Annotated in this window: 28 protein-coding genes; 12 read left to right on the forward strand and 16 right to left on the reverse strand. The window is 64.3% G+C overall.

The window, feature by feature from the left end; all coding sequences use genetic code 11:
* Nucleotides 1–84 precede the first annotated feature (84 nt).
* Nucleotides 85–372, forward strand: a complete 288-nt coding sequence (locus A3E1_RS0117250; protein ID WP_020522044.1) for an SCP2 sterol-binding domain-containing protein — start codon at nt 85–87, stop codon at nt 370–372.
* Nucleotides 373–393: 21 nt separating this feature from the next.
* On the opposite strand, the gene A3E1_RS0117255 is transcribed toward A3E1_RS0117250, so the two are convergent.
* Nucleotides 394–771: a winged helix-turn-helix transcriptional regulator gene (locus tag A3E1_RS0117255; protein ID WP_020522045.1), complete on the reverse strand. Its 378-nt coding sequence runs from the start codon at nt 769–771 to the stop codon at nt 394–396.
* Nucleotides 772–902: 131 nt separating this feature from the next.
* Here A3E1_RS0117255 and A3E1_RS0117260 point away from each other — a divergent pair, with 131 nt between their 5' ends.
* From A3E1_RS0117260 to A3E1_RS0117275, 4 genes are read left to right on the forward strand one after another with little or no spacing between them, the layout of a single operon-like run.
* Nucleotides 903–1268 (forward strand): DoxX family protein, encoded by a 366-nt coding sequence (locus A3E1_RS0117260; RefSeq protein ID WP_020522046.1) that lies wholly within the window; start codon nt 903–905, stop codon nt 1266–1268.
* Nucleotides 1269–1328: 60 nt separating this feature from the next.
* Nucleotides 1329–1604 (forward strand): SH3 domain-containing protein, encoded by a 276-nt coding sequence (locus A3E1_RS47725; protein WP_169454413.1) that lies wholly within the window; start codon nt 1329–1331, stop codon nt 1602–1604.
* Nucleotides 1601–1840: an excalibur calcium-binding domain-containing protein gene (locus A3E1_RS40720; RefSeq protein WP_020522048.1), complete on the forward strand. Its 240-nt coding sequence runs from the start codon at nt 1601–1603 to the stop codon at nt 1838–1840. Before A3E1_RS47725 ends, A3E1_RS40720 begins: the two co-directional genes overlap by 4 nt.
* 44 nt (nt 1841–1884) lie before the next feature.
* Entirely contained in the window at nt 1885–2613 is a 729-nt protein-coding gene (locus tag A3E1_RS0117275; protein WP_020522049.1) for a dienelactone hydrolase family protein, read from the forward strand.
* Here the strand turns inward: A3E1_RS0117275 and A3E1_RS0117280 are convergent.
* A complete protein-coding gene (locus tag A3E1_RS0117280) occupies nt 2610–3752 on the reverse strand; it encodes a discoidin domain-containing protein (protein ID WP_020522050.1) in 1143 nt (380 codons plus the stop codon). The genes A3E1_RS0117275 and A3E1_RS0117280 overlap by 4 nt on opposite strands.
* A gap of 36 nt (nt 3753–3788) precedes the next feature.
* A complete protein-coding gene (locus A3E1_RS0117285) occupies nt 3789–4538 on the reverse strand; it encodes an alpha/beta fold hydrolase (protein ID WP_020522051.1) in 750 nt (249 codons plus the stop codon).
* Nucleotides 4539–4602: 64 nt separating this feature from the next.
* Here A3E1_RS0117285 and A3E1_RS0117290 point away from each other — a divergent pair, with 64 nt between their 5' ends.
* The 4 genes from A3E1_RS0117290 (at nt 4603) to A3E1_RS40725 (ending at nt 7871) form a co-directional block, all read left to right on the forward strand.
* Entirely contained in the window at nt 4603–5127 is a 525-nt protein-coding gene (locus A3E1_RS0117290; RefSeq protein ID WP_020522052.1) for a PadR family transcriptional regulator, read from the forward strand.
* 19 nt (nt 5128–5146) lie between these two features.
* Complete coding sequence (locus tag A3E1_RS0117295) at nt 5147–5740, forward strand: TetR/AcrR family transcriptional regulator (RefSeq protein WP_211215945.1); 594 nt, start codon at nt 5147–5149, stop codon at nt 5738–5740.
* A gap of 83 nt (nt 5741–5823) precedes the next feature.
* Nucleotides 5824–6750, forward strand: a complete 927-nt coding sequence (locus A3E1_RS0117300; RefSeq protein ID WP_020522054.1) for a metal-dependent hydrolase — start codon at nt 5824–5826, stop codon at nt 6748–6750.
* A gap of 5 nt (nt 6751–6755) precedes the next feature.
* Nucleotides 6756–7871: a DUF7802 domain-containing protein gene (locus A3E1_RS40725; RefSeq protein WP_020522055.1), complete on the forward strand. Its 1116-nt coding sequence runs from the start codon at nt 6756–6758 to the stop codon at nt 7869–7871.
* Here the strand turns inward: A3E1_RS40725 and A3E1_RS0117310 are convergent.
* From A3E1_RS0117310 to A3E1_RS0117325, 4 genes are all read right to left on the reverse strand, one after another.
* Nucleotides 7866–9083, reverse strand: coding sequence for an MFS transporter (locus A3E1_RS0117310; protein WP_020522056.1), 1218 nt, complete (start codon nt 9081–9083; stop codon nt 7866–7868). The two genes, A3E1_RS40725 and A3E1_RS0117310, sit on opposite strands and share 6 nt — an antisense overlap.
* Before the next feature lie 59 nt (nt 9084–9142).
* Nucleotides 9143–10114 carry a golvesin C-terminal-like domain-containing protein gene (locus A3E1_RS48435; protein WP_245571241.1) on the reverse strand — a complete coding sequence of 324 codons (972 nt, stop codon included), beginning with the start codon at nt 10112–10114 and terminating at the stop codon, nt 9143–9145.
* Between the two features lie 80 nt (nt 10115–10194).
* Complete coding sequence (locus tag A3E1_RS0117320; RefSeq protein ID WP_020522058.1) at nt 10195–10458, reverse strand: DUF3040 domain-containing protein; 264 nt, start codon at nt 10456–10458, stop codon at nt 10195–10197.
* Between the two features lie 65 nt (nt 10459–10523).
* Nucleotides 10524–11417, reverse strand: coding sequence for an NAD-dependent epimerase/dehydratase family protein (locus tag A3E1_RS0117325; RefSeq protein ID WP_020522059.1), 894 nt, complete (start codon nt 11415–11417; stop codon nt 10524–10526).
* A 56-nt stretch (nt 11418–11473) separates the two neighbouring features.
* Between A3E1_RS0117325 and A3E1_RS0117330 the strand changes: the two genes are divergently transcribed.
* Together A3E1_RS0117330 and A3E1_RS0117335 are read left to right on the forward strand one after the other, a co-directional pair.
* On the forward strand, nt 11474–11956 hold the full coding sequence (locus A3E1_RS0117330; RefSeq protein WP_026208526.1) for a hypothetical protein: 483 nt from the start codon (nt 11474–11476) through the stop codon (nt 11954–11956).
* Nucleotides 11957–11968: 12 nt separating this feature from the next.
* Entirely contained in the window at nt 11969–13375 is a 1407-nt protein-coding gene (locus tag A3E1_RS0117335) for an FAD-dependent monooxygenase (protein ID WP_026208527.1), read from the forward strand.
* A gap of 20 nt (nt 13376–13395) precedes the next feature.
* Here A3E1_RS0117335 and A3E1_RS0117340 read toward each other — a convergent pair whose 3' ends face one another.
* From A3E1_RS0117340 to A3E1_RS0117360, 5 genes are all read right to left on the reverse strand, one after another.
* The gene (locus tag A3E1_RS0117340; RefSeq protein ID WP_020522062.1) at nt 13396–15978 is read right to left on the reverse strand and encodes a discoidin domain-containing protein; all 2583 of its coding nucleotides are present in this window, start codon (nt 15976–15978) and stop codon (nt 13396–13398) included.
* A 283-nt stretch (nt 15979–16261) separates the two neighbouring features.
* Nucleotides 16262–17020: a bestrophin-like domain gene (locus A3E1_RS44840; RefSeq protein WP_020522063.1), complete on the reverse strand. Its 759-nt coding sequence runs from the start codon at nt 17018–17020 to the stop codon at nt 16262–16264.
* Nucleotides 17017–18369 (reverse strand): DUF6923 family protein, encoded by a 1353-nt coding sequence (locus tag A3E1_RS47965; protein WP_020522064.1) that lies wholly within the window; start codon nt 18367–18369, stop codon nt 17017–17019. Before A3E1_RS47965 ends, A3E1_RS44840 begins: the two co-directional genes overlap by 4 nt.
* The gene (locus A3E1_RS0117355) at nt 18369–19361 is read right to left on the reverse strand and encodes a polyprenyl synthetase family protein (protein WP_020522065.1); all 993 of its coding nucleotides are present in this window, start codon (nt 19359–19361) and stop codon (nt 18369–18371) included. Before A3E1_RS0117355 ends, A3E1_RS47965 begins: the two co-directional genes overlap by 1 nt.
* Complete coding sequence (locus tag A3E1_RS0117360) at nt 19354–20778, reverse strand: family 2B encapsulin nanocompartment shell protein (RefSeq protein ID WP_020522066.1); 1425 nt, start codon at nt 20776–20778, stop codon at nt 19354–19356. The genes A3E1_RS0117355 and A3E1_RS0117360 overlap by 8 nt, the downstream gene beginning before the upstream one ends.
* Before the next feature lie 149 nt (nt 20779–20927).
* On the opposite strand from A3E1_RS0117360, the gene A3E1_RS0117365 reads away from it, so the two are divergent.
* On the forward strand, nt 20928–23066 hold the full coding sequence (locus A3E1_RS0117365) for a terpene synthase family protein (RefSeq protein WP_040391036.1): 2139 nt from the start codon (nt 20928–20930) through the stop codon (nt 23064–23066).
* Here A3E1_RS0117365 and A3E1_RS0117370 read toward each other — a convergent pair.
* Genes A3E1_RS0117370 through A3E1_RS40740 form a run of 4 tightly spaced genes read right to left on the reverse strand, consistent with a single transcriptional unit; the run spans nt 23029 to nt 26539 of the window.
* Nucleotides 23029–23526, reverse strand: a complete 498-nt coding sequence (locus tag A3E1_RS0117370) for a general stress protein (protein WP_020522068.1) — start codon at nt 23524–23526, stop codon at nt 23029–23031. The genes A3E1_RS0117365 and A3E1_RS0117370 overlap by 38 nt on opposite strands.
* Nucleotides 23527–23582: 56 nt before the next feature.
* Nucleotides 23583–23963: a YybH family protein gene (locus A3E1_RS0117375; RefSeq protein WP_020522069.1), complete on the reverse strand. Its 381-nt coding sequence runs from the start codon at nt 23961–23963 to the stop codon at nt 23583–23585.
* Between the two features lie 14 nt (nt 23964–23977).
* On the reverse strand, nt 23978–25189 hold the full coding sequence (locus tag A3E1_RS0117380; RefSeq protein ID WP_020522070.1) for an NAD(P)/FAD-dependent oxidoreductase: 1212 nt from the start codon (nt 25187–25189) through the stop codon (nt 23978–23980).
* A gap of 60 nt (nt 25190–25249) precedes the next feature.
* Complete coding sequence (locus tag A3E1_RS40740; protein WP_020522071.1) at nt 25250–26539, reverse strand: condensation domain-containing protein; 1290 nt, start codon at nt 26537–26539, stop codon at nt 25250–25252.
* Nucleotides 26540–26542 lie beyond the last annotated feature (3 nt).

Raw genomic sequence — 26542 nt, forward strand, 5'->3', positions numbered from 1 at the left:
GTTCTCAGCAGCTAGCATGACGATCTAACGTTTCTAGAACGTGTTCCACTTACGCTATTGATTTACCTGGTAAGGAGTAGGCGCATGGGCGTGCAAGAAATCGCCGACCAGCTCAAGGACAGGGTTGCGGCGTCGGGATTCGACAAGTCGATTAAGTTCGACACCGGCGGCGACGGAGTGTTGGTGATCAACGGCACCTCGGTCTCGACCGAAGACGCGCCGGCTGACTGCACCATCAAGCTCACCCTCAGCGACCTCGAGGCACTGGTCGCCGGGAAGCTCAACGCCACCATGGCGTTCATGCAGGGCAAACTCAAACTCGAAGGCGACATGGCTGTCGCGATGGCACTGGGCAAGGTGCTTAAGCCTTAGCCCGCAAACAAAACGTAAGCCTCATCCAGTCCGCGTTGCGTAGGCGACCCGGCTGGCCTCGATGTGCGGAACGTGCTCGATGGCCCAGCTAGCCAGAGCCAGCGCGGGCTGGATGAGGCTTTTGCCAGTGGCCGTCAGCGTGTATTCCACCCGCGGCGGAACCTCGGCAAAAACCGTCCGCGCCACCAGGCCATCACGCTCCAGGTTCCGCAAGGTGAGCGTCAGCATGCGCTGTGAGATCCCAGGTATTTGCTGGTGCAGATCGGTGAAGCGCAACGTGCCCTGATCGAGAGTCGCCACGATCAGCAGGGTCCACTTGTTGCAGATGTGATCAAGGATCGCCCGGACCGTACGGCCGCCGTCGCCTCGGATCATGCAAGTGTGCTCGTACTGCGACATAACAACTCCCTGTGCCTCACGCACATAAATGTGCCTTTTGTAAGCCCCTCGATACTGACGCATCATGTAGCTACTTCCGGATAGTAACCATCCTGTTCGCCGCCCATATATCTGTCATCGAAGGGCTCCTCATGGAACTCGCCTACTGGATCGTCGCTGCCCTTCTCGCGTTGTTCTACCTCTACGCGGGAGGCAAGAAGGTCATTCAGAGCCAGGAACAACTCCTGCCCATGATGGGCTGGGTCGACCGCGTCCCCATGCCGGTCGTACGAACGATTGGCACGCTAGAAGTCCTAGGCGCGGCTGGGCTCATCCTGCCACCGCTTACCGGAATCGCGCCCTGGCTCGCTATCGCCGCGGCGGTAGGGCTTCTGCTGATTCAGGCCGGCGGCATCGTCGTTCACGTATCCCGCGGTGAGGCCCGCCTGATCGGGCTCAACATCGCCCTCCTCGTGACCGCCGCAGCCGCCGCCTGGCTAGGCACCACCTTGCTATGACGTGAAACGCCCATGCCGCGAGTAGCCTTGAGCTAACGGCTATTTAGCGCGGTGATTGTCATGCCAAGCAAGCTGGGATCGCTTCTGGCAATTGGAATCATGTCCGTCTTCCTTGGTGTGGCAGTGCTTTCGGCTCCTGCCGTCGCTTCGGAGAACGCCACCGTCAGCGACGAGGCTAACGTGCGGTCGCGGCCCAACACCGATTCGGCGATTCTCGCCGTGCTGCCCATAGGGACGCCGGTCGAGGTGGATTGCTGGCTGACGGAGAACTCAACTATGGGACCACGCGATGGTTCCATCTGTCCGCGGGTGGCTGGATCCACTCCACACTGGTGACGCAAGTTGACGTGTCACCTTGCAGCGGCGCGACGACTGGTTCGGCCGACACCGCCTACACCGGCAAGATCGGTGTAGGCGCCGGCATTGGAAGCGGAGGCGGCGGCGGCAACAGTGGTGGCGGTGAGGCATACGACAGCTGCGATGAGGCACCCGGCCCGGTTTACCGCGGCAGTCCCGGCTACGGCCCGCATCTGGACCGCGACGGCGACGGTGTCGGCTGCGAAGGCAACTAGGCACTGGGCGGAATTGGAGTTGACCAAACCAATACGGTCTAGGTATGTGCCTCGACAATGACGCTCAAGTTCCCGCTGACTCAGACCCCATCATCGAGCTGACCTCGGCTGATGGTTCCTGTTTCGGCGCTTACCTGGCCCAGGCGGCCGAGCCCAGCGGAGCGCGGCTGGTGCTGTTGCCAGATGTCGGCGGGATGCGTGCCCCGTTTCGGGATCTGGCCCGCCGGTTCGCTCAGACCGGAGCGGACACCCTGGTTATCGACTATTACGGCCGGACGCTCGGGCCAGCGGCACGCGGCGAGGAATTCGACAAGACGATCAGCGAGACCTTCGACCGTGAGCTGATGATCGCTGACGTGGCAGCCGCGATCGCTTATCTGCGAACCACAGGCGACGGGCCCATCTTCGCGGCGGGCTTTTGCATCGGTGGCGCGAACGCGCTTTACGCCGGCACCACTGATCTCGGGCTAGCCGGCGTTATCGGCATTTGCCCCTACGTTGGCAAGATGGGAGCGTCAGCCGCTCTTCCTGAGGACTTCTCGGCGCAGATCCGCGTGCCCGTGCTCGGCCTGTTTGGCGGCGAAGACAACGCCGTGCCAAGCTCCGTGCACGAGAACCTCGAGCGGCACTTGACTGCTTCGGGAGTACCCCATGAAGTTGTTGTGTTTGAAGGACAACCGCATGGCTTTATGGAATGGGATCACTTCGGCCGGGCCGGGCATGCCGAGGCGGCAGCCGATGCGTGGGCACGGATCGCGAAGTTCATGCGCTAAGGCCAGATAGCGAATTCCCGCAGGCCCGACACGCGTTCACTGCGAACGCGCACGTAGCGAGCGGTGACAGGGGCGAACGTGACGCGTGCGTAGTTCGTCCCTGGATTCGTGGCGCGGGCCGTCCATTGCGCACCGTCCACACTGGATTCAACGGTGTAGCTTCCCCCGGCTTGCAGTCCGTGCAGGATGACCGCGCTGACCGTCCGGGACGTGCCGAGGTCGGCCGACACCCATGTGTTAGCCGCACAAGCCGCCGGCGAGGGTGTGCTCGCGGGAGCCGAAGAAGCGGTGACGCACTGCTGCAACGGAATCGGCTGTCCGGTATAGGCACCATCGGTGAGCGAGCATGGGCTGATGGGCGCCGAACCCTCTTGCGCCGCCACGAAACATGAGGATCCGCGCGACGGCGCGGGGCCCGCCAGTCCTGTGAACGCGGCCGCCTGACTGCGGTGCACGGTGGTGAACGTCGTCGCGGAGCCATCCTGTGTCGTCGTGGCAATGGCGTGCAGATTTCCCTTGATATCACTGGCGACCCGTGCGTCGAGCTGCCCCGCCCCGGAAACGTCCTGTTGCCACACCTCGGTTTTGCCGCTCGTGATGGACAGGGCGTACTTGGCGCCCTTAACCGTTTGCGGCCAGCTGTAACGGATCTGGGCTTTGTCCGCCTTCACCTCAAGCGGTGCCGGCTCCCAGAACGTCGTGGCGGGCACATCCACCGTGGGCTGCTCGACTTCGAACCTGACTTGCACCGATGGCCGCCCGTCGCCAAGGCTCGAAGAGACCAGGAAACCGCTGGCATTGCCGAGCATCGTCTTGGTATCGCTGCCACGCATCGTGAAGCGGAACTTGCCCGCGTCGTCGGTGGTTGTCTTGCGCGCACCCTTGCAAATGGACACCGTCTGCGTCAGGCACAGCAGCCCGACGCTGGAGACCGTTGCCGCTAGCTCGACCAGGGCATCGACCGCGCCCGGCTCTTTGACGAGGCCCACGGTCAGCCCGGCTGCTGGTTTGCCATCGGGCAGACGGAGCTCACCAGCGATGCTCACCTCGGCATCGTTTGCCAGATTGCTTGTACCACAAGCCATCGCGAGGATCGCGGCCAGTCCGGTCGCGGCGAGCCGGGTGCGAGGGGTCTTCATGACAACGAATCATAGAGATAGGTGAAGCCCTGACTGCTACGCGATCGCCTCGGCGAACGCTGTCGGATTGTCGATCATTATGTTGTGGCCAGCGTCGGGGATCGTGACCACGTCAACGCCAGCTGCCACCAGACTCTCCCGTCCCGCCAGCTCTTCGCTGCGTTCGCCGATGAGAAACGTCCTGGGCATCGGCAGGTTCACGAGGATGTCCCGCATGATCGGCCGGGTGCCCTCGGCGAGGCTCACGGCAGTGGCGTGCAGGGCCACGGGGTCGGCTAACCGCATGGTCGCGGCCCAGAGCGGGCCCACACGCTCTAGCGTCTCGGCGAACCCGCCTTTGACGAATGCGTCCCTGGAGTAGGCGAAGATGCCGCTGCCGGTGGGCTTGCTGCCGTGCGGACGCGGATCGAGGTTGGCCTCGGCGAGGATGAGCCGGGAAACCAAATCTGGCCGGCGCTCGGCTAACACGATGCTGACGGCACCACCCATGCTGTGCCCGACCACTTCCGCGCCGGTGACGCCTGCGGCGTCTAGCGCCGCGGCCAGAGCACCGGCATGCTCGGTCAGGCTGTATCCGAACGCGGCCGGGCGATCGCTGATCCCGAACCCGAGCAGGTCGACCAGCAGCGATCGGCGTCCTCGCAGCACCGGCTCATGCGTCAGGGCCGAGAAGTAAACCGGGGCGCTCGCGCCCAGCCCGTGCACGTAGACCCGGGCCGGCTCACTGCCCGGCAGCTCCACCCATCTGATCCGGGCGCCTTCGCTGGTAACCACCGCGTCCTTCATTGCCACTCCTTCGTTTCGATACCTCGGGACCGAGGTATCTCGCCCCGGGGGTAGAGTAGCAGCCATGCTGGAGTTGTCCATCCTGGGTTTCTTGTGCGATGAGTCACTGCACGGTTATGAACTGCGCAAGAGAGTCGCCGCGCTAACCGGCCACGTGAAACCGATCGCGGACGGGACGCTCTATCCGGCGATCAAGAAGATGGAAGCGTCCGGGCTACTCACCCGCGAGCTGCAATCGGGCCCCGCCGCCGCACCACGGCACATGCTGACGCTCACCGCTAAGGGCCGTGAGCACCTGAAGAACAGGCTGTCCAACCCAGACGACGCGTTCATCACCGACGAGAACCGGTGGTTTGTCCTGCTCGCCTTCCTGCGCCATCTCAAGAACGCGGACGCTCAGGCGGCGGTGCTCAACCGGCGGCTGGCTTTCCTGACCCAGCCAGCAAGCTTCTTCTATGACAGGGACCGCCCGCTGCGCGCGGCGGACTTCGACGACCCGTTCCGCAAAGGACTGATGACCATCGCGACCGCCACGAGCCGCACCGAGCTGAAGTGGCTTCGCGAGACCCTTGCCGAGCTGACCGCGTGAACCGTGCGATCGTGGAGGCGTGGTGGAGCAGGTGAACGGCGAGGCGATGCCAGCGTGGCAGCTGGCCCGGCGGCAGCGCATCGTCGAGGCGGCACTGCGTGCCCTGGAATCGCAAGAATACGAACAGATCCAGATCCGCGACGTCGCCCAGGCAGCCGAGGTCGCGCTAGGAACGCTCTACCGCTACTTCTCCTCCAAAGAACATCTCTACGCTGCCGTTTTGCAGGAGTGGGCCCAGTTTGGGCGCGCGAGCCGGGCCCGAGCCGGGGCGCTCACCCCCGAGGAGCGGCTCCGGAAGAGGATCAACGGCGTCATCCGCGCCTTCGAACGGCAACCGCAGATCTTCAAGGTCTACGTTCTGCTGCAGACGAGCGTCGACCCGAAAGCGAAGGCGCTGCTGGCTGAATTCGCCGCGAGCGCCAAAGCGTCGTTAGTGGACGAATTCGATTCAGCCGACGCGAGCCAGGCCCAAGACGCCGCGATCATGCTGTGGTCCATCATCCACACGATGCTGATCCAGGCGATCTATCACGGAGGCACGATGCGGGAAGCCCGCCGTGTGGCCGAGCGCTTCATCGATCTACTCAGCCCGCGGTTGCTGTCACGCGGCTAACCCGCTGCCGCAGCAGGATTGACATCCCGGAAACTAGAATCTAAATTCAGTTTCGACGGTGCTCGATCTCAGCGGAGGCGGCTATGACCGATCTTCAGATCCGCAAGATTGACTTCGGTTTTGACGAGACGGTGCCGTTCCAGTGGTTGCCGAGCCATCCGAAGTTTGGCCTGATGGCCAACGCGATCAGCATCATGGCTATCGCGTTTGAGAAGTTCATCGTGGCGTCGACCCGGCGCGCGATGCCGCTCATCAAGGATCCAGCGGTCGCCGAAGAGGCCGAAGCCTTTTTGCGGCAAGAGGCACAGCACGCCAAGAACCACCGCAAGCACATCGCCGCGCTCGTGCGCCAATACCCCAGTCTGCAAAAGACGGTCGATGCCGCGATCGCGAGCTTTGACCGGCTGCTGGAAGAGCCACTTGAATTCCAGCTGGCCTACACGGCCGATCTGGAGGCGACGTTCACGCCGATCTTCAAAGTCATGCTCGACCACCAGGACGTGTTGTTCGCGCCCGGCGACGATCGCGTGGCTTCGCTGTTTCTCTGGCACTTCGTCGAAGAGGTGGAGCACCGCAGCTCCGCCCTCATCATCTTTGACGCCGTGGTCGGAAACCGGTGGTATCGCACACGTGCGACGCGCAAAGTGTTCAGCCATGTCATGAAGGTGTACCGGGAAATCCTCGCCGGCTTTGACGAGCACGTGCCCGCTGCGGACCGTCAGGCCGAATATCGGCACGCGTCCCCCGACGGCGTGCGCCGCGAGGAAGTCGTCGCGCGGCTGCCGATGCCGATGTCGTGGCGCCACCGCTTTGGCATCTTCCCGCCTTCACCGTTTGCCCCAGCGTCCAATTTCGAGATGCTCACGCTGGCTTACCGTCTGATCCGGTCCCAAGTGCCGCACCACCGTCCCCAGAAAGAGCCGCTGCCCGCGTTCGCGGACATCTGGTTCGAGTCTTACGAGCGAGGCCATGACGTGACCAGGTACTACAGCTCGTCCAAGGCGGGCTGATCCGCGTGGGCGAATGCACCCCAGGATTCACCGAGATCGCTGACACCTTAGGCGGCATCGATTGCGCCGCCGTGGCTCCGGTCATGTCAGTGCGCGATCCGCTTTCCCTGGCTAACTGGACGTTGCCGGTGGTCGAGGCGCTGATGATCGTTGGCGCCGTGGTGAGCCTGATCCATGCCGTGCTCTGGTGGCGCCGGCGCAACGATCCGTCCAACCTGGCGGTCTGGCTGGCCGCCGTTGTCTACGTGGTGATCCTGGAACCGCCGCTCTACTTTCCGGACCGGTTTGGGCTGGCGGGCTCGCTTGACCTCATCTTCGTACACAATCTGTTCTCTGTTCAGTTCCTGCAGGACCGCCTGCCGCTCTACATCCTGGCGCTTTACCCTGCGCTGACCTATCTGGCTTACGTTCTCGTGCAGCGCACCGGCATCCTGGACCGGCGTCACCCGGTGGTGGGAGCGGCCTGCGTCGCGTTCGTCTTCCACTGCTTCTACGAGATCTTTGACCACATTGGACCGCAGTTGCAGTGGTGGGGCTGGAACCCGAGCGCCCCTTCGAATTCGCCATGGCTCGCCTCGGTTCCCCTGAGCAGTGCGGCTATCTTTGCGGGCGCTTCTCCGTTCGGGTTCGCGTTGCTGTCCCGTCTGCTCATCGCGCGCCGTGCGGCCAGCGGGCCGGTGCCCGCGTGGTCGATAACGTTGCGAGTCATCGCTGTTGGCCTGTTAACGCCACTGGCGATGATGCTGTTCTCCATCCCCTACGGCCTGTTCGGGCGGGGCGAGACGCCAAACGTTACGGGACAAGCGATCGCGCTGTGGCTCGTGATTGGACTGTTCGCCGTCGTGGCTGCCGGTGCGTTCGTCAAAGCCTGGCGAGATCGCGTGGACGGTCCGTTGGGGGGCGGTTTCCTCGATCGTTACAGCGTTTTGGCCGCGCTGGTCTTCATGCTGGTGTTCGCTGTCTTGTGGGTGGCCGCCTTGCCCGATTACTTCGCCGCCGTCGGCGGGCGCACCGCTTCTGGCACCCCTATTGGGAGTCTCGCCTACGTGGTCGCGTGTGCCGTCGTTTGCCTCGGTGTCATTGCCGTGGTGTGGCGCCGTCAGCCCGCGCCGTCTTCATGACGGTTCGGGGGCGAGCTGGCGGGCAGGACCCGAGCGGGCGATCAGCCAGAACAGCAGCGCCGCGAAGATCTGCACCGTGCCTTGCACCGTAAGAACGTTGATGACACCCGCTTTGAGCGCCAGTGTCCCGGCGATGCTTGCGCCAGCAAACGTGGCGAGCGCACCTAGCACCAGGGCCACGGAGAAGATGCGGCCCAGAACCTCGCCCGGGTGCGCGGTTTGCAGCAGCGTCATCAAAGCGGCCTGGGATAGCACCGCGGGGATGCCGACGAGGGCGAACAACACGAGCTCAGGCCAAAGGACCGTGGACCAGCGGGGATAGTTGAAGATAAGGACATCCAGGACGCCGAACACGGCCAGTCCCGCCGTCACCATCGTGATTGGATTGATCTTCGCGGCGAAGCGGGTGCCGACAAGCCCACCCAGGAGACCGCCAACGGCCTGAGCCGCCATGAGCGAGCCAAGGCCAACCGCGCCAGCGTTTAGCGGGCCGGTGACGAGCACCGGAAACAGGCTCGCCATCACGCCTTCGCCAACAGACATGAGCAAGACGATAACCATGATCGCGGTCGTGACCCGGGACCGCCTGATGGCGCGAAAGCCTTCGGCCAGCTCGCCTCGCATACCCAAAGACTCGCCGAGTTTCTTGGCGCGAAAGTCGCCAGCGATCGCGGCTAGAAGCGCTGCGGCGACAGCGAAACTGGCCATGTCGATGATGACGACGCCGGTAATGCCCAGCCCAGCGAGCCCGAAGCCGCCCAGGACCGGACCGATCAGGCGGCCGATGTTGTTGTTGAGCGAGTTGAGCGAGTTCGCGGCCGTCAGGTCTTCGGCGGCGACTAGCTGTGGCAGCAGCGAGCCTTCGGCGGGCTGGAAGAACAGGCTTAGGCTCGCCTGCACGAACGCGACCGCGTAGACGGCCCAGACGTTGCCCGCGAGCAGCGGCAGCAGAAACAGTCCCTGAAGCACGCTGACCACCAGCATCGTGCGGCGGCGGTCCCAGCGGTCGACGTAAACACCGGCGATGAGCCCAAACAGGATGGACGGCAAGACACCCGCCATAACGGCGCCACTCGTCGCCAGCGGTGAGCCGGTGAGCTGCAGTACGTAGACAGGCAGGGCGATGCGCAGCATCCAGTCGCCGGTGATTGAGATCAGGCCGGCCCACCAGACCAAGGCGAAATTGCGCTGGCGAAGCAGGGTGAAGGACATGGTGTCAGCCTGACATCATGATGACGTCATGTCAATGTCAGACTGACACCACTTGGCCGTCAGCCCAGCGGCTGGACGGTGGCCGCCGCGAGGCTGGTGTAAGAACAGCCCGAGGTGGGCAGGCTTGTCGCCGCCGGCGGAGTCACCCCGTCATAGACGGCGAGCAGGAACGGCTGCGGACAACGGCGAGTGCTGCCGGTCCGGATGCCGAAGTGCAGGTGCGGTCCCGTCGAGTTGCCAGTGTTGCCTGTCAGCCCGATTTGCTGCCCGGGTGAGACCGTCGCTCCATTGGAGACAGACCAGGACGAGAAATGGCAGTACGTGTAGACGGCACCGTCAGTTCCGGTGAGGTTGACGCCACGGCCACACAGACTGTCATCGATGATGGCGACTGTCCCGCCGCGCACGGCATAGGCCCGGGTGCCCGTCGGCACCGGCAGGTCGATCGCGGGATAGTCGTGGTGCGGGTCGTCATACTCACTGCGGGGCAACGCCGACTTCGGCAGCGGCAGCGAGAACGCGGTGCCACCTGTCGACGAGGTGAGCCGGATCGCGTCTGCCACAACGTAACCCGTGCCGCTTGTCCACCGGCTGACACCAACGACGGTGTGGGTGCCCGCGGCCAAGTTGAAGTTGCCGAGGCTTACCCACTGGCCGCCGCTGGAGCGCTGATTGATGACGACGCTTTGGTTTCCGCTCGCGGTCACGACGACGAACGGGGTGGCGTTGTTGTAGCCAGCGTCGGCTGGATACCAGACTTCGACCAGGTGTGAACCCGCCGTCGCGATCGTGGCACTGAACCAGGCGACATCGCTGGCGGTCGTGTTCGGGGTCGCGAAGCGGTAGTCGGCGCCGTAACGCTGACTCGACCAGCTCGACGTGCCCCAGTTGGCACTAGCCGTGAAGCCTCCAGCGGTCGCGTTGTCCACAATGGTCGTCGCGGCGGAGGCGGGCCCAGCAGGGCCGAGTATCACGAGGGTTGCGGCGGCTAGCCCGGCGACCATAGATCGCCAGGCTGGGGGAAGTTTCACTGTGCCTCCAAAGGGGATGGGGTGGAGTGAAACTATTTAACCAATGTGAACGCTCAATAGAAAGACACTTACATAGATCATCAAGTGCCTAATAGGCGTTGCCTGCGCCTCCTGCGCGCCAGCACGATCACGGTCACCGCGAACGACGGCATGGCCACGGCCCAGGCAAAGAACCACCACCCGGCGGCCGCGAACACGGCCACGACAGTCCATCCAAAAGCGACGGCGATCCAAGCGAACAACGGCATCCTCCGCGCTTTGCGCATCAGCGCGGTGAAGTCCACATCGTTGGTCAGCCGCTGCTCGAGGTCGTGAAACTTCTGCCACTCGTCATGACTAAGCATCTCCCGCACCTGCCCGACGCCCGTTCCAATGGGATGCCGCGCTTGTTACCCCAAAGGCATGATGCTCATGCGTGCGAATAGTAAGGCGACAAACGCAGCATCGACCGGCGCACCAAGGGACGCACCAGCGGCAGCAGAGCCCGGCGCCAGCCCAGGCTCGCGGCGATCGCCCGGGCGATGTCGTCGAACGAATGCCGCTGATACTGCAGCAGGGCTTGACTGTCCGTGGTGTCTAGCCAGTCGGTGCAATAGTCGGCTGGGCTGAAAGCCTTGTCCGGCAAAGGCTGCACACCCATCGCCGCTAGGAGGCGGGTCAGGTATTCACCGTAGGTCAGCTGACACGACGCCCCGCCGCCAATGAACAGCACTCTCCCCCACGCCTGCGGCGTTTCCAGAGCGTTCGCTATCGCGAGGCCGACGTCGTCGGCATGCACGCACTCGATCCGGTTGTGCAGCCCGATCTCAAACATGATCGGGTGCGCCGGGCGCAGGCCGAGCACGGGCACGTCGGCGAGCCGGAAGATCGCCCAGTCCAGCCCCGACGAGCGAATCAGCTCCTCGCACTCGATTTTGTGCTCTGTATAGGGGTTGGTCGCCACCATCCGGTCGCCGACGCGACGGGGCGGCTCATTGCCAACGGTGATTCCGTGAACGTCCAAAGTGGAGATAAACAGCAACCGGGGCCGTGAGGGCGAGGCTTGGCAAGCGGCGATGACATTGGCTGTGCCTCCCACGTTTACCGCGCGCGCCAAAGCTGGCTGTTCGTCGGCCAGCGGCGGGATGACCGCCGCGAGATGGATGACAACGTCAACACCGGCAACCGCTTGAGCGACCGCCGCCGCGTCGGTGATGTCGCCATGACGCAGGTCAAAGGTGCGCACGTCATGACCGCGCCGCACGAGTTGCGGCAGCGTGTGTGATCCGACGTTGCCGGACGCGCCTGTTAGCAGGATCTTCACGACCGCAGCTTAGGCCTGCACCGCATTGTCTAACAATCCTAGTAAGCTATCCAAGCGTGGTCGCAACGTTGAGAGCCTGGCTGGCAGGGGTGAGCTTCACGGGCAAAGACCAGGCTGAGGTCACCGCTCTGCTCACCGACGCGATCGTGCGGTGGGGTGAGACACAGGGCTGGCGGGTCTACCTCAAGGCGCGCAGTGTCTTCCCGTTGCCACCGCCCTATGCCGACAAGTTCTCCCACGTTGATGTGGCTTTCGCTCGCGAGGGCCTGCCGCCGGTGGTTGTCGAGATCGACCGCTCGGCCCGGCAGCGCACTTTGGACAAACTGCTCGCCGAGGCGCAGGCCGGCCGGATCGCGATCTGGGTGCGCTGGGGCGAGGGACCGTTCGAGCCTCCGCCTGCCCCGGTCGAAATGGTGCCGGTCACCGTCCTCGGGCGCGGGAAATACGCTACGCCGCCTCCCGAGCGCCCCGCCCCCGAACACAGCGAGGCTGACTTGGGCGACGCAGATCAAATGGAGATGTTTCCCCCGCCCAGCTAGAGTTTTGCAACTATGGATATGGTCGACGTCGCTATCGTCGGGGCTGGCCCCACCGGTCTCGCCCTCGCTTGTGAACTGCGCCTGGCCGGAGTGACCTGCCGCGTGCTGGAGCGGCGCGCCGATCAGCCCAACCTCACCCGGGCCTTCGCCGTGCACGCCCGGACCCTGGAACTCCTCGACGCTCGCGGACTGGCCGATGAGCTGGTGCCCCAAGGGATTCAGGTGACCTCCGTGCAGCCCGCGCCCGGGGCGGCGCTGTCGCTGGGCGAGCTTCCCACCCGGTACCCCATGGTGCTCATCGTGGCCCAGAGTGGCACGGAGAAGTTGCTAGAAGAAAGGGCCGTGGCGCTCGGAGCCGAGATCGTTCGTGCGGCTGAGGTCACCAGCCTGACCCAGGACGACGGCGCGGTGACACTTCATCTGAAGAACCATGACGACATCCGGGCGTCCTTTGTGGTCGGTTGCGACGGGGCGCACAGCATGGTGCGGGACGCTATCGGGGCGCGATTCGAAGGCGCACAGTACGAAACGCACATCATGCTGGCAGATGTTCAGCTCCAGCGGCCACCGCAGGAGACCTTGTTCGGCGCGACCAGTAAGCAAGGGCTCGTGCTCTTCGTTCCGTTTGGCGACAGCTGGTTCCGGGCGATCGTCTGGGACCGCGATCGCGAGGGCGTTCGGCTCGATGAGCCGCTCACGGTCGAGGAGCTGAAGAAGTCGTTCCGGGACATCGCGGGCGATGACTACGGCATGACTGAACCTCGCTGGAGCACGCGGTTCCTGAGCGAGCGCAGGCAGGCCAAGGACTACCGCGTGGGACGGGTCTTTCTCGCGGGCGACGCCGCGCACGTGCACTCACCCATTGGCGGGCAGGGCATGAACACCGGCATCCAGGACGCGGTGAACCTGGGCTGGAAGCTCGCCGCCGCGGTGCGGGGCAACCCGGCTTTCCTTGACACGTACCAAGTTGAGCGGCACCCGGTCGGGGAGAGTGTGCTGAAGCTGACCGACGCGCTTTACCGCCTGGTGCTTTCCGGCTCGACGGCTGGGCTGATGCTCAGGCGCACCATCATCCGCCTCGCGGTGCGGATCGGTCCCGTGCGAAGGGCGCTCGCGGAACGGTTGTCTGGACTGGCCATTCGCTATCCCCACCCCGATGGCCTGCATATGTGGACGGGCCGCCGCATGCCGGACCTGCGCGGGGAGAACGCCCGGCTCTACGAGGTGATGCGCGACGGGCGATTCACACTAGTGACGAAAGAACCGTCCGATGTGGATGGTGTGAACGTCTTCGTCACCAAGGCGAAGGTGCCCGACCTGATCCTGGTGCGGCCGGACGGCTACGTCGCGTGGGCCAGTGACACCGCTGACGGGCGCGGCCTCGACAACGCTCTGAAGAGGTGGTGCGCCCAGGCGTGAACCCGGGCGCACCAGCAAGGTCATGGGAAGCTCGTTACCTTGCTTGGAATCGTGGCTGTCCCCTGAGCCGGGGCACCGGTCGTGTTGATGACATTCGTGATGACTCCGTTGCCGCCCAGGGAAACCGTGAGCAGGCTGTGGAACTTCACGTTCGGGTTGACCGGCGTCTCGAATCCACGAGCCGCCACGATCGAGGGGTTGACGTTGAAGTAGCAGTAGGCGCCAAGCCCCCAGGCTTCGTGTGACGTCACGCTGTCGGCCACCTTGTAGGCGGCGTAACCGTTCTGTCCCGTGCGCCAGGCGGCTTGCGTGGGCGGATCGTAGGGCATCTCGTTCTGGAAGAAGATGACCTTGCCGCCCTGACCGTTCCAGATCAGCTGGTACTTCTGGTAGTGCTCGACAAATAACCCGAGCCCGGTCACGTTGTTGCCATTGACGATGAGCCCGGTGTCAGCCGTGTTCACGTCCCAGCCGATGCCACTTCCGTGGTCACCACGCCAGGCCCAGATGTGGTCGATTAACGTGTTGTGACTGTTGACTTCCAGGCTCACCGCCGCCTTGCCCACGTTTGCCCCGCCGATGCGGAAGAACACATCGTGCAGCGATGTGGGGTTGGCCGCGTGTGACGCTGACGATCCGGCCGGCCCGACCCGCAGCAGCACCGGCGAGTTCACCGGTCCCGCGTCGAAGAGCACGCTGGCGATGCGAACACCGTCTACATCGGACACCTGCATCGGGATCACGCCATTGTCCGGGATCAGCGTGGCATAGCCCAGCCCGAGCACAACCGTGTTGGGCCGGGTGACGTTGATCGTCTGGTTGATGTGGTAGAGACCTGGCGTGAACAACAGGTTCAGCCCACTCGCCAGCGCGGCGTTCATCTCCGCGGCGGTGTGTGACGGCTTGGCGATGAAGAAGTCGCTTAGCGGCAAGGACGTTCCCGCCGTCGCGCCACCAGTCCACGTCGTCCCAGCGGAGTTGGTGCGTGCTGAGGGCACGAAGACCCGGTAGTTTCCGCCCGCATCCAGGTAGAGGTAAGGCTTTTCCCGGCTGAGCGGTGTTGTCGGCAGCGTCGTGTAAACCGGTTCGGGGAAGCCGTTGGCGGGCGCCCCTTGCACTCCGGAGAACACCATGTTCCACACGCCGTTGGTCCAGCCACCGATCTGGCTGTCGCGAGTGAACCACTGCTGCTGTGAGTAGGGACCGACCGTCCCGGCCACGCGGCTGTCGGCGATGAAGCCACCGCTAGCCCAGCCATAGCCGTTCGGGGCGAGGTTCAGGTCGCCGTGAATGTCCATGCGGCGAAACGGCGCAGCCTGCGAGACGGCCCATCGGGTGAACCCAGCCGACGGGTAGACGGACAGGTTTTCGGCTGAGCGCCAGAAGTTTTGCGTCGCGTTGCCGCCGAACCAGCCCGCGTCCACAGTGATGTCACCATTGATGCGCACATCACCAGGATTGAGGCCGAGCCCGGAAATCGAGGTGTAGAAACCGATCTGGGCGTTGAAACCGCTGTAGGTGCCCGGCTTGAACAGGAATTGATAGCGCTCCTGGCCAAACTGGTTCGACTCCATCTGGGCGAAGACCTCATCCACACGTGCCTGGATCGTCGCTCCGCTCATCGAGGGATCGAACACGATGACGTTGGGCCCGAGGTCCCCGCCGCCCACAGGGCCACCGCCCGTTCGCACCGCAAACTCCCAAAGTGAGTAACCATAACCGGTGCCACGAGTCGTGCCATACATGCGCACGTATCGCCCGGAGCCACTCACGCTAAGCGCTTGCGTCCCGCCCGTGGAACTTGTTGTCGAATAGATGGCCGTCCACGGTCCGCTCGCGGCGTCGGCGACCTGAATCTGGAACGCCCTGCCGTAAGCCGCTTCCCACTGCAGCGTGACGCCGCAGACGGTCTGCCTCGAGCCGAGGTCGACCTGTATCCACTGTGGATCGGAGGCCAGGCTCGACCAGCGGGTGCCGGTGCTGCCATCAAACGCGGCCGTTGCCGGGAAACCGGCACCTTGCACGGACGATGCCGCCGCCGGCTTGCCCTGCGCCGCGTTCACGGGGTTACACGTCCCCGGGTTGGAGGCGAACTCCCCGAAAACCTGGAACTCCCAAAGGGAATAGCCCCATCCGGTCGCCCTCGCCGTGCCATTCATCCGCACGAACCGGCCCGATCCGGTGACGTTCAGCGTTTGCACGCCTCCGGTGCCGGTCGTCGTTGAGTAGATGTTCGTCCACGGTCCGCTCGCGGAGCCGGAAACCTGAATCTGAAACGCGGTGGCGTAGGCGCCTTCCCAGCGCAACACCACCTGGCTCAAAGTTGCGGTGTCACCCAAGTCGACCTGAATCCACTGTGGATCGGTGAACAGGCTCGACCAGCGCGTGCCATTGTCACCGTCCACAGCGGCGGACGCGGGCGTCCCACCGTTTTCCACGGACGACGCCGTGGCTGGTTTGCCTTGCGAGATAAGCGAAGGAGCGGCGCTAGCGGGCTGTGAGGCGATTACGTAACCGATGAGCAGCAACAATGCCGTCATGCTCGCCGCGGCCGCCAGCCCACGCCTGCGGCCGGGAGCCGCAAGGGAGGGAGCGAGGCGCATGTCATCTCCATGTCAGAGGGGTGGCAGGCGACCGCGCGTCCGCCCATGGCATCGGCATTACCACGGGCGGACGTGCTGGCCTGCGCTTGCCTTTCGGTGAGCGCTCTCCCATGGAAGAGATTCGTTCGCTCAGAGTCCTCTGTCAAGACATTCGCCACGCCAAGTTTCAAACGTGTTAAGGCAGATATCGCCTGACCACGGATTTGTTGCCGGAGACAGCAATAAAAATTTCTCATCGCGTACGCCATTAGCCGTGATCTTCGCGGAAACCGCTCTCCAACGGTCAGTGCAGCTGTGCCAGCGCCGACTCCAGCGCCTCCGGCCCGACCGCGAAGGCGCGGCTGAACGGGAACTCGACCTGGTAGAGCACGAACAGCATGAGCGCGATCATTCCGCCGACGATCGCCATCATCAGTCCATTCGGGAAGGTCGTCTCCAAGCCGAACAGGTAGAGGAAGCCCACGCTCACGAGGCCGCCCAGGATCAGCACCCACCACAGCAAGTCCGGCATACCTTCGCCCGCGGCACCAACGCGCGCGAGACGGGCCGAAGCGGCCTGGCTGAGGTAGCTGGACAACTGCTGCTGGGCGTTCTGCGCACGGTCGGTTGTGGTGTCAACGGTGTCGGCCGACCGGCGCAGCCGCGCGAAAAGCTCCGCCGCCCGCGCGCCCGGTTCCTGATGGACCGCAAGGTTTTCCCACTCGTCTGTGGACGCTTCCTCCAAGTACCCATGGATGAGGTTCTGGATGTTGCTCTTGTCGGGAGCTTCGAGGCCGTTGGCGACCCAGTAGGCCTCGGCGAGAGTGGCCGCTTCCTGTTCGGTGCTGCCCGCGGCGGCGCTGCGCGGCTCCCACACGGCGATGGCGGCCAGCGCGATCAGGATGGCGTAGACCATGCCGATCGTCGCGTAGAGGGCACTGGCCGCGTCAGAGTCGGCCGCGAGCCAGCGTTCCGGGATGAGCCGCGACACAAGCACGAACCCGGCGGCCGAAACCATGGCGGCGCCCATACACACCAAGCCGCCCGCGAGCATGACGTTCATCGCGCTCCCTTCCTTCCACCGCGCGCGGCGACGGTTACCGCGGGCACCAGCAGTCCCGCGAAAAGCGTTAGCGTCAAGGGAATCCGTTTGCGTTCGGGAGGCTTCGGCACCTCCGGCATCGCCTCCATCGGCTCCTCAACCGGCGGAGGTGGTGGCACCAACGACGGTTCAGGTGACGGTGACGCAGGCGGTGGCTCATATGGCCTCGGCTCGGGCCAGCGAACCGTGAGTGGATAGTCCTCGACCTCACCGCCGGAGGCGAACCCGTGTGGCTGTGGATCGGCGTTCACAGAGCCGAAAAGCCTTAGCCGCAAACGCGATTCGTCACGTGCGGTGTTAACTTCGAGCTGTTGCCACGTCAGCGTCACCGCCGCCTCAGCCGAGACGGTAACCATGGTCCGCTCAGCTACCGTGAACTGGCCGTCATGGTTCAGGTCGTGCCACCCGGCGAGGAGGGCGGGCTGCCCGGTGGTGTTGACCACCTTCACTTCCACCGACAGCGAATTCGCCGCAGCCTCGATCGTTGGTGGCGCGCCGAGCCCGTCATCGGTTCCAGCCGAGGCACCAATGCTCAGGGTTCCAAAGGTCGTCAGGCTATGGCGCGCGTCGCTTTCCGGATCGTTTCCGAGATCGAAGGCTGCCGGGCAAGACGCCGCGTCAGCGTGAAAAGCCTTGAAGCCAGACAAGACTGAGGTCGCACGGGACGGATCCGCCAGTGGCACCCGGAAAATCCGTCCCGTGCTGTTGTGCAGCACCTGCAGCGTCCCGTACAGATCGATAGCCACGGCACCATAGCTGCTGCCTGGCGGAAGGCCAGCCGGTGCCGCGATCTCCTTCACCGCCCCAGATCGCGGGTCGATCTGGATCAGCTGCGGCTGCCGCCCTGCCGTGACCCCATAAAGCATCTTGTCGTCCGGGTTGACATCCCAGTCACCGAGCTCGAAGTCCGGAGACAGTGGCACCGTCGCCACCGCCGTCAGCGAGGGAACTTCGAGTGTGACAATGCTGTGTCCACCTTGGACGATCCAATGCTCGCCGAGAGTCGCGGCGGCATAAGCACCTTCAAGGTCTTGCGGGACCGGCCCGCGGTCTGTCAGCTCACCCGCTGACGTGATGGTGACGAACCGTTTGCCGGCCACGCCAAAGAACATCTCCTCCTTCGGCAAGTAGGCCAGAGCGTTGACTTGAGCTGGCAATGACGACACCGGCAGGTGCCGGTCTCCACGCTCGTCGAAGCGGACCAGCTCTCGTTCCTGGACCAGGTAGAAACCATTGCGGCACAGAGGTTCCGCTGTCGGCGCCACCGCGGGCGGCAGCAGCAGAGCCAGCACGAGAGCCAGTCTGGACATCAGTGATCCCGTGCCGTCATCAGCCGGGCCAGCTCGGCCAGCGCACGGAAGGCCGGATCGCGGGGCAGCGCTGACAGTGCCCTGTCGGTCAAGACGTCAGCCTGCGCGAGGCACCAATCCCGCGCGCCCGCCGCCTCCACGAGCCCGGCCAGGACAGCCGCGTCCTCGTCACCGCCATAGGCGGCCGCGAGTTTGCGGCCCGCTTCGGTGCCAGACGTCATCGCCGCCACGACCGGCAGAGACTTCTTGCGGCTGCGCAAGTCTGAGTGCACCGGCTTGCCTGTGCTCGCCGGATCGCCCCAGATCCCCAGCAGATCGTCGACGACCTGGAATGCCAAGCCGAGATCGCCAGCGAAGGCGCGCAGCGATGCCGCGACTTCCAGGCTCGCCCCGCCAAAGATGGCACCCAGCGTGGCACTGCATTCCAGCAACGCGGCGGTCTTGTGCCGCGCCATCTGAAAGCATTCCTTCAGCGAAACGCGTTCGCGCTCTTCGAAAGCCAGGTCTTCGGCCTGACCCTCGATCAGCTCCACGACCGCGGCATTGAGCACTTTGGACGCTTCGGCGACCCGGGGATGCCCGCTGAGCGCCAGCACGTCGAAGGCGAGCGTCAGCAAAGCGTCTCCGGCCAGGATCGCCGGCCCGGGGCCAAACACCTTCCACACCGTCGGCCGGTGCCGGCGGGTCTCGTCGCCATCCATGACGTCGTCGTGGATGAGCGAGAAGTTGTGCACGAGTTCGACCGCCACCGCCGCGGGCGTCGCCACCGCCGCGCTCCCGCCCGCGGCTTCCGCGGCCAGCAGCACGAGCGTCGGGCGCAAAGCCTTGCCGTTGCTCGTGACCGACGGGTTGCCGAACTTGTCCCACCACCCGAAGTGATAACCCGCGATGTGCCGGATCGAGCCGGGAAGGCTGTCCGTGGCCCGCCTGAGCGCGGGCTCCGTCACCTCGCGGCCCCGCTCCAGGAGGAGGGCGGCGGCGAGGTCAGTCATGGAAGTGGCCCAGCTCAACGTTTTCCAGCACACCGAGCGCGTCGGGCACGAGCACCGCCGCCGAGTAGTAGGCGCTGACCAGATAATTGATGATCGCCTGCTCATTGATTCCCATGAACCGCACGGACAGGCCAGGCTCGTACTCATCGGGCAGTCCTGTTTGTTGCAGCCCAACGACTCCCTGGTCGTCCTCCCCCACGCGCATCGCGATGATCGAGGTCGTCTGGGCCTCGCTCACAAGAAGCTTCGAGCACGGCAGCAGCGGCACGCCCCGCCACGACGGCACATGGTGACCGGCGTAGTCAATCATCGGCGGCAGGACACCACGTTTGGTGCACTCGCGGCCGAACGCGGCGATGGCTTTCGGATGCGCCAGCAAGACATGCGTGCTGCGCCGGCGGCTAAGCAACTCGTCCATGTCGTCGGGCGTCGGCGGGCCGGTGCGGGTGTGGATGCGCTGCTTGAGATCCGCGTTGTGCAGCAAGCCAAACTCGCGGTTGTTAATCATCTCGTACTCTTGCCGCTCCCGCAGCGCCTCGACGGTCAGCCGCAGTTGTTGTTCGATCTGGTTCATCGGGTGGTTGTAGAGGTCGGCCACGCGCGTGTGCACCCGCAGCACGGTTTGCGCGACGCTAAGCTCATACTCCCTTGGCGAGAGTTCATAGTCGACAAAAGTGCCTGGCAGGGCGACTTCCCCGGCATGCCCCGAAGCCAGCGCGATCTCCGCTTCCCCATGCTTATTTTGCTTGGGTACCCGGTGAGCCCGCACCCGGCTCAAATGCTCGCCCAGGCTTTCCGCGTTGCCCGCCACCTCCAGCAGGGCCGCCCGCGTGAGCGTCAGCACGATGCACTTCGTGGCCGCGCGCACGCTGTAGTCCCACGTCTGCCCGTCCTCGACGAGAATCCGTTCGCCGAAGAAGTTTCCGTCGGCGAGCACGCCGAGCACGGCCTCGTTGCCGAACCGGCTGATGCCTATCTTGTCGGCCTTGCCGTGTGCCAGGAGATAGAGCTTGTCTGCTTCCTGCCCAGCGGTCGCGATTGTTTCACCAGCGGCGAATTCGGTTTGGGTGAACCTTTGTGCCAGGGCTTCGAGCGCATCCATATCGTCGAAGCCACGCAGCTGCGGTAGTTCGCACAGTTCCGGTGCGACAACCCGGACCTGTGCCCCGACATTGGTAAAGCTCACCAGCCCGTCGCCAACCGCATAGCTGAGGCGGCGGTTGACCCGGTAGGTCCCGCCTGTGACCTGCACCCACGGAAGCACCCGCAACAACCACCGGTTGGTGATCTCCTGCATTTGCGGGACGGTCTTCGTCGTCGTCGCCAGATTCTTGGCGGCGGCGGTGCTGAGGCTCAGCGATTTGGACTCAGCGTCCTCACGCTCCAGTTCAGCTTCGGTGTTCTGGGTGATGGTCATGATGCACCGTCCAATCTCGATGTAGCAAATCGGGTGATTTGTCACCGCTGCGGCTCATGAGATCAGCAAGAATTAAGGCGCGCCAAGCAAATCCACCCCTGGGCATGATCGCCCTAGCTTTATGACGGCAGATGGGATATATGTCCTATATGGGGAATTCTCAGCCATTCCAGCTGCCCGCTTTCTACCTACCGCACCCAGCCCGGCTCAACCCACATCTGGAGCAAGCACGTGTGCACTCCAAGGCATGGGCACGGGAAATGACGATGATCGAAGGCTCCGGGATCTGGGACGAGGCGACCTTTGATGCCCATGACTACGCGCTGCTGTGCGCCTACACCCACCCCGACGCCGACGCTAGCCAGCTGGACCTCGTCACGGATTGGTATGTATGGGTTTTCTTCTTTGACGACCACTTTCTGGAGCACTACAAACGCACCGGCGACTGGCCCGGCGCGCGCGACTATCTCTATCGCTTGCGCGCGTTCATGCCGTTAGGTGAGCAACGCTCCTATCCGGAGCCGGAAAACCAGATCGAGCACGGGCTCGCCGATCTGTGGGAGCGGACCGTGCCGTATATGACCGGAGCCTGGCGGGAACGGTTCGCTTTGAGCACCCAGCAGTTGCTCGAAGACTGTCTGTGGGAGCTGGCCAACATCAGCGGCAACCGGATTCCCAATCCCGTCGAATACATCGAGATGCGCCGCCGGGTCGGTGGCGCGCCATGGTCGGCCGGACTGGTGGAATTCGTGACCGCTGAGGTGCCCGCTCGCGTCGCGCTAACCCGGCCGCTGCGCGTGCTGCGCGACTGTTTCTCCGACGGCGTGCACCTGCGCAACGACCTGTTCTCCTATCAGCGTGAGACGGAACAGGAGGGAGAGGTCAACAACGGAGTCCTCGTGGTGGAACGGTTTCTGGATTGCGGCACTCAGCAAGCAGCCGAGACGGTCAACAACTCGCTGACCTCACGGCTGCAGCAGTTTGAGAACACCACCTTTACCGAGCTGCCGCCGCTGTTCGCCGAACACGGCCTGACGCCCGGTGAGTGCGCCGCTGTGCTGAGCTATGCCAAAGGCTTGCAGGACTGGCAGAGCGGCGGCCACGAATGGCACATGCGGTCGAGCCGCTATATGAACAAGGAAGCCGATCCTGAGGTCCATATTGGACTCACGCTCGCGACGGCCAGAAGGTTCCAGGCACACGCGCATGTGCCGCATCAAGTCGGGCCGACCGAGTTGCCGGCGTTCTACATGCCATACAGCTCACAGATCAGCCCGCATCTGCACCGCGCCCGGGTGAACACGCTCGAATGGTCGGCTCGGGTCGGCTTTATCGACAACGTCATCTGGACCCGGGACATGCTGGCCGGCTTCGACTTCGCCCTGTGCGCGTCGATCATCCACTGGGCGGCCACGCCAGACGAGCTGGACCTCAGCACGCAGTGGCTGACGTGGGGCACCTATGCCGACGACTATTTCCCGGCTCTCTTCGGCGAGCGGCGTGACTACGCCGGGGCGAAGCTGTTCGTCGACCGGATCCCGTTGTTCCTTCCACTGACCGGCGAGCCGGTGCCGCCACCGCTCAACGCCGTCGAAACCGGACTGGCCGATCTATGGCGGCGCACGACTGTCTCCATGACGCCGCAGATGCGGCAGCGGTTCCGCGAGGTCATCGTCGAGATGACGGACAGCTGGCTGTGGGAGCTGGCTAACCATATGCAGAACCGGATTCCCGATCCGGTCGACTACCTGGAGATGCGCCGCAAGACATTTGGCGCGAACTTCACCCTCAGCCTGTCACGGCTGACCCAGGGCATCGCCTTGCCGGATGAGCTGTTCCAAACGCGGACAGTGTCTAGTTTGGACAGTTCCGCCTCCGACTACAGCTGCCTTATCAACGACATCTTTTCCTATCAGAAGGAGATCGAGGTTGAGGGCGAGCTAAACAACGCGGTTCTCGTCATCGAAAACTTCCTTGGCAGCACACCAAAACAGGCGATCGCGATAGCCAATGACCTGATGACGGCCCGCATTCGCCAGTTTGAACACGTCGCCGCGACCGAGCTGGACGCGCTGGCCGAAGAGTTCGCATTGGACAGCCAGGGCGTGAAAACGCTAGAAGGCTATGTGGCCCACCATCGCGATTGGATGGCGGGCGTCCTCAAATGGCATCAGCTCACGAGACGCTATCCCGAAGCGGAAAAGAACTCCCGCCCGGCCAGACTCCTGACCGGGCTGGGACATTCAGCTTCTATTGTGCCCCGCTTGCTTGCCAATTCAGCTTGGTGAGCAGCTGACGTGCCTGCTCGGCATGCCCGGTCTCCACACTGACCGCGTATTCCGTCGCCTGCAGCGAGCTGCGGGAGGTGAAATCCCGCCTCCCGCGGGTCGCCGCATGGGCGATCGCGCCGAAGATCGCGCCCCACACCGCACCGATCAGCAGACCGGTGAGAATGGGTGCCAGCCAGTGCCGTGGCGTGAAAATGCTGAGCAGCAAACCGATGAACAAACCGAACCAGGCGCCGCTGGCCAGGCCGGCCAGAGCCGCCTTGCCCGTCGTCATCCGGCCCAGCACGTTTTCGACCAGGCTGAGCCCGGTGCCCACGATCGCGGTGTGCTCCACCGGGAACTTGTTATCCGACAGGAAGTCAACGGCCCGTTGTGCCGCCTCATAGTCCGGGTAGCTAGCCACGGTCACCATCGCCTTACCCAGACCCGGGTCAGCCGCCGGTCCAACCGGGATCGTCATAGCGTCCTCCTAGAAGCCATATCGGCACGGTACCCCGCAGAACGCCTGAACAATCCTCAAACAGCCGAGATAGGCTGTCCCGGCGCGAACGGCCACTCCTCATAGGCACGGCAGCGGCCGTCTTCGGCGAAGCTCATCACCCACAGGTCGCGAAACTCGTGCCGGACCGGCTCGCCATACCAGACCTCGACGCGGGCCACCGCCATGTCACCGTCGACAGCGATCACCTCGTGCGTCATCCGGAACACTTCGCCCGGCCCGTCGCGCGTCTCCTCCCACATGACGGCGATCTCTTTAAGCCCGTGGTGTGGCTCGAGATAGGGCCCCTGCGAGTAAACCGCGTCTTCGGTGAAGATCTCCGCTAACGCGTCTGTCCCCTCCGCCCGCCACGCCCGTTCGTAAGCGTCAATCCAAGCCGATACCTGTTGCCGCTTCATACACGCGACCCTACCTAGGCGGAACCCGCTTCGCGCAAAGACAACAGAGCCACCTCAGGATTGGCCAGATCGGCGGCCGAGACGGTCAGGCCACGGGCCGAGGCGGCGATGAGCGCGCGGATGTCGTCTTGGACGTCCCAGACGTTGACGTTCATGCCCGCCACGACCCGGCCTTCCTTGAGCCAGAACGCGATGAACTCACGTGCCTCGGCCGAGCCCCGGAACACGACTTCCTCGTAGCCGTCGCCAGTCCAGCCGGAGTATTCCATCCCGGCGTCGTATTGATCTGAATAGAAGTAGGGAATCCAGTCGTAGGCGACGTCTTGGCCGAGCAGGGAACGGGCCACCAGCTGTCCGCTCTGGCGGGCGTTTTCCCAGTGCTCCACGCGGATACGCGTACCCAATAAAGGGTGTTCCCAATTGGCGATATCACCGCAGGCGAAAATGTCTGGGTCTGAGGTGACCAGCGATGAGGAGACAACGACGCCGTTGTCGACCGCCAGCCCCGCGTCTGAGGCGAGTTCGGTGTTCGGCTGGATGCCGACACCAACGACGATGACACCGGCCGGGATGATCGTGCCATCGTCGAGCGTGATGGCGTTCTCACCAGAACCCGCGACCGACCGTCCGAAGTGGAACGTCACGCCATGTGAGGTGTGCAGGTCGCGGTAGATCGTGGCGACCTCGTCACCGAGCACCTTGCGCAGGGGCAGCGAGTCCATCTCGATCACGGTCACCTGGCATCCGTGTGAGCGCGCGGCCGCGGCGACCTCTAGCCCGATCCACCCCGCCCCGATGACGGCCACATGCGCGCCGAGCTGCAGCGCCGCCTTCAGCCGCTGGCTGTCGCGCACATCGCGCAGATAGAAGACGTTGCCGGCCAGATCGAGCCGCCTGGGCCGGGCACCGGTCGCGAGCAGGAGCTTGGAGTAGCCGATCTGGGCGCCATCGTCAACGGTCACCGTCTTGCCAGCCGGATCGATGGCGGTCACGGTCGTGCTCAGCCGCAGCTCGATATCCTGGTCCTGATACCACTGGGCCGGATGAACGAAAACCGAGTCAAGCTCGTCGCTGCCGAGAAGGTATCCCTTGGACAGTGGCGGCCGCTCGTAAGGAAGATCCGGTTCGGACCCGATCATCACGATCGGCCCAGTGAACCCCTCGGAGCGAAGCGTTTCGGCCGCGTTCACGCCTGCCAGGGAAGCGCCAGCTATCACAATGGTCATAGTGCCTATTCTGCTCCGCGCACCAACTGTTCGCGCACAGGAAGCTCGGCCTTTTCCTGATCAGGCGGCAAACCCCCGCATAGCGGCATCGACGGCGACCGACTCCATCTCGCGCAGCAAGGCCTCTGTGTCAGCGCGTGGCAGATAGGCGGTGTCGGTCACGACGCTGACCACTGTCGTGTCAGGAACGTCCTCGATCTGAACGAAAAGGCGAGCCGACGGGTCGTCGCGCCCGCCGGACCACTCGAAAGCGGTGTGGGGCAACGCTTCCCGGATCTGCTCCGGCAACGGCGCGCGTCCAGCGGGCCGGTGCATGACCCGGCGGTCGTTGAAGAACGAGTCCGGGTCGCGGCCCTCAGCCACTTTGCGCGCGGCGACGGGATCGCAGTAGGCGTGCTTATAAGCCCTCATGGCGGAGCGTTCGGTGCGGCGCAGCGCTTCAGGAAACGGGACGCCACCAACGTCGAGCACACAGATCCCCGGCTGCGTCAGCGGGCAGACGACATCGGCGAGTCCGGGCCGGAACCTGTTGCTTACCACCGGCCGCAGCACCACGCTTGACTGTCCGGTCACGCGAGCTATCGCCATCGCGTAGGCGGTCAGCATGACCGGCGCTGGCTCGGACCCGGTGTGCGCGCAGATCGCTTGAATCGCTCCATACAAGGCGAGCGAGTGCAGGCTGCCTTCCCAGATCCGCGGCTGGGCCGGCCTGCCAAGCGCCTGTGGAAACGGCTCCGGCATCGTGTCCAGAGTGGACTCAAGATATCTGAGCGCGGCTTCGTTTTGCCGTTGCCCGGCCGCTGACTGCTGCCAGTGCGCTTGGGCGAGCGGGTCCATCCCCGTGATCGGGGCCGTCTCGCGCGCCGCGACCTCAGTCATCATGATGCGCGCGCTGAACCCGTCCATGGCCAGGTGATGCATGATGACGACCATGTGCGTGAGCACGCCGCGACGCTGGATCACCGCCATGCGGACCGGCCAGTCCACACCGTAGTCAAAAGGCGTTTCGCGATAGCGGGCCTCGGTCTCCTGCGCCGCTTGCTCGGCGTCGTCGGCGTTGACGATCTCGAGCACGATCTCGCCTTCGGCCGCGACAACTTGACGGACCGTCCCGTCGGGCAGGAAACGCAAGCGGGTGCGCATCACGGCGTACCGGCTCATGAGGTAGCGAAGTTCATCGGCGATGTCCTCGACCGTGGTTCCCGGCGGCAGCGCCTTGATCCCGCCGACGGGCATGGCATGGCCATACCGCGTCATCGAGGTCCACATTTCCTGCTGGCCCCAGGAGAGGGGGCCTTCGCCCGCGCCTTCTCCGCTGAAAGCGACGGCGGCTCCGCTGAGCAGCGCCATGCC

Source organism: Catelliglobosispora koreensis DSM 44566, assembly GCF_000379685.1.
Classification (GTDB): domain Bacteria; phylum Actinomycetota; class Actinomycetes; order Mycobacteriales; family Micromonosporaceae; genus Catelliglobosispora; species Catelliglobosispora koreensis.

What these genes read in the sequence shown, in the direction of transcription:
- A3E1_RS0117255 (WP_020522045.1), bottom strand. Translation starts at nt 771, where the DNA reads ATGTCGCAGTACGAGCACACTTGCATGATCCGAGGCGACGGCGGCCGT.
- A3E1_RS0117365 (WP_040391036.1), top strand. Translation starts at nt 20,928, where the DNA reads ATGGGGAATTCTCAGCCATTCCAGCTGCCCGCTTTCTACCTACCGCAC.
- A3E1_RS47965 (WP_020522064.1), bottom strand. Translation starts at nt 18,369, where the DNA reads ATGTCCAGACTGGCTCTCGTGCTGGCTCTGCTGCTGCCGCCCGCGGTG.
- A3E1_RS0117275 (WP_020522049.1), top strand. Translation starts at nt 1,885, where the DNA reads ATGTGCCTCGACAATGACGCTCAAGTTCCCGCTGACTCAGACCCCATC.
- A3E1_RS0117320 (WP_020522058.1), bottom strand. Translation starts at nt 10,458, where the DNA reads ATGCTTAGTCATGACGAGTGGCAGAAGTTTCACGACCTCGAGCAGCGG.
- A3E1_RS0117340 (WP_020522062.1), bottom strand. Translation starts at nt 15,978, where the DNA reads ATGCGCCTCGCTCCCTCCCTTGCGGCTCCCGGCCGCAGGCGTGGGCTG.
- A3E1_RS0117250 (WP_020522044.1), top strand. Translation starts at nt 85, where the DNA reads ATGGGCGTGCAAGAAATCGCCGACCAGCTCAAGGACAGGGTTGCGGCG.
- A3E1_RS0117300 (WP_020522054.1), top strand. Translation starts at nt 5,824, where the DNA reads ATGACCGATCTTCAGATCCGCAAGATTGACTTCGGTTTTGACGAGACG.
- A3E1_RS0117285 (WP_020522051.1), bottom strand. Translation starts at nt 4,538, where the DNA reads ATGAAGGACGCGGTGGTTACCAGCGAAGGCGCCCGGATCAGATGGGTG.
- A3E1_RS44840 (WP_020522063.1), bottom strand. Translation starts at nt 17,020, where the DNA reads ATGAACGTCATGCTCGCGGGCGGCTTGGTGTGTATGGGCGCCGCCATG.
- A3E1_RS40740 (WP_020522071.1), bottom strand. Translation starts at nt 26,539, where the DNA reads ATGGCGCTGCTCAGCGGAGCCGCCGTCGCTTTCAGCGGAGAAGGCGCG.
- A3E1_RS0117290 (WP_020522052.1), top strand. Translation starts at nt 4,603, where the DNA reads ATGCTGGAGTTGTCCATCCTGGGTTTCTTGTGCGATGAGTCACTGCAC.
- A3E1_RS0117355 (WP_020522065.1), bottom strand. Translation starts at nt 19,361, where the DNA reads ATGACTGACCTCGCCGCCGCCCTCCTCCTGGAGCGGGGCCGCGAGGTG.
- A3E1_RS47725 (WP_169454413.1), top strand. Translation starts at nt 1,329, where the DNA reads ATGCCAAGCAAGCTGGGATCGCTTCTGGCAATTGGAATCATGTCCGTC.
- A3E1_RS0117370 (WP_020522068.1), bottom strand. Translation starts at nt 23,526, where the DNA reads ATGACGATCCCGGTTGGACCGGCGGCTGACCCGGGTCTGGGTAAGGCG.
- A3E1_RS0117335 (WP_026208527.1), top strand. Translation starts at nt 11,969, where the DNA reads ATGGATATGGTCGACGTCGCTATCGTCGGGGCTGGCCCCACCGGTCTC.
- A3E1_RS0117310 (WP_020522056.1), bottom strand. Translation starts at nt 9,083, where the DNA reads ATGTCCTTCACCCTGCTTCGCCAGCGCAATTTCGCCTTGGTCTGGTGG.
- A3E1_RS0117380 (WP_020522070.1), bottom strand. Translation starts at nt 25,189, where the DNA reads ATGACCATTGTGATAGCTGGCGCTTCCCTGGCAGGCGTGAACGCGGCC.
- A3E1_RS0117260 (WP_020522046.1), top strand. Translation starts at nt 903, where the DNA reads ATGGAACTCGCCTACTGGATCGTCGCTGCCCTTCTCGCGTTGTTCTAC.
- A3E1_RS0117360 (WP_020522066.1), bottom strand. Translation starts at nt 20,778, where the DNA reads ATGACCATCACCCAGAACACCGAAGCTGAACTGGAGCGTGAGGACGCT.
- A3E1_RS0117280 (WP_020522050.1), bottom strand. Translation starts at nt 3,752, where the DNA reads ATGAAGACCCCTCGCACCCGGCTCGCCGCGACCGGACTGGCCGCGATC.
- A3E1_RS0117375 (WP_020522069.1), bottom strand. Translation starts at nt 23,963, where the DNA reads ATGAAGCGGCAACAGGTATCGGCTTGGATTGACGCTTACGAACGGGCG.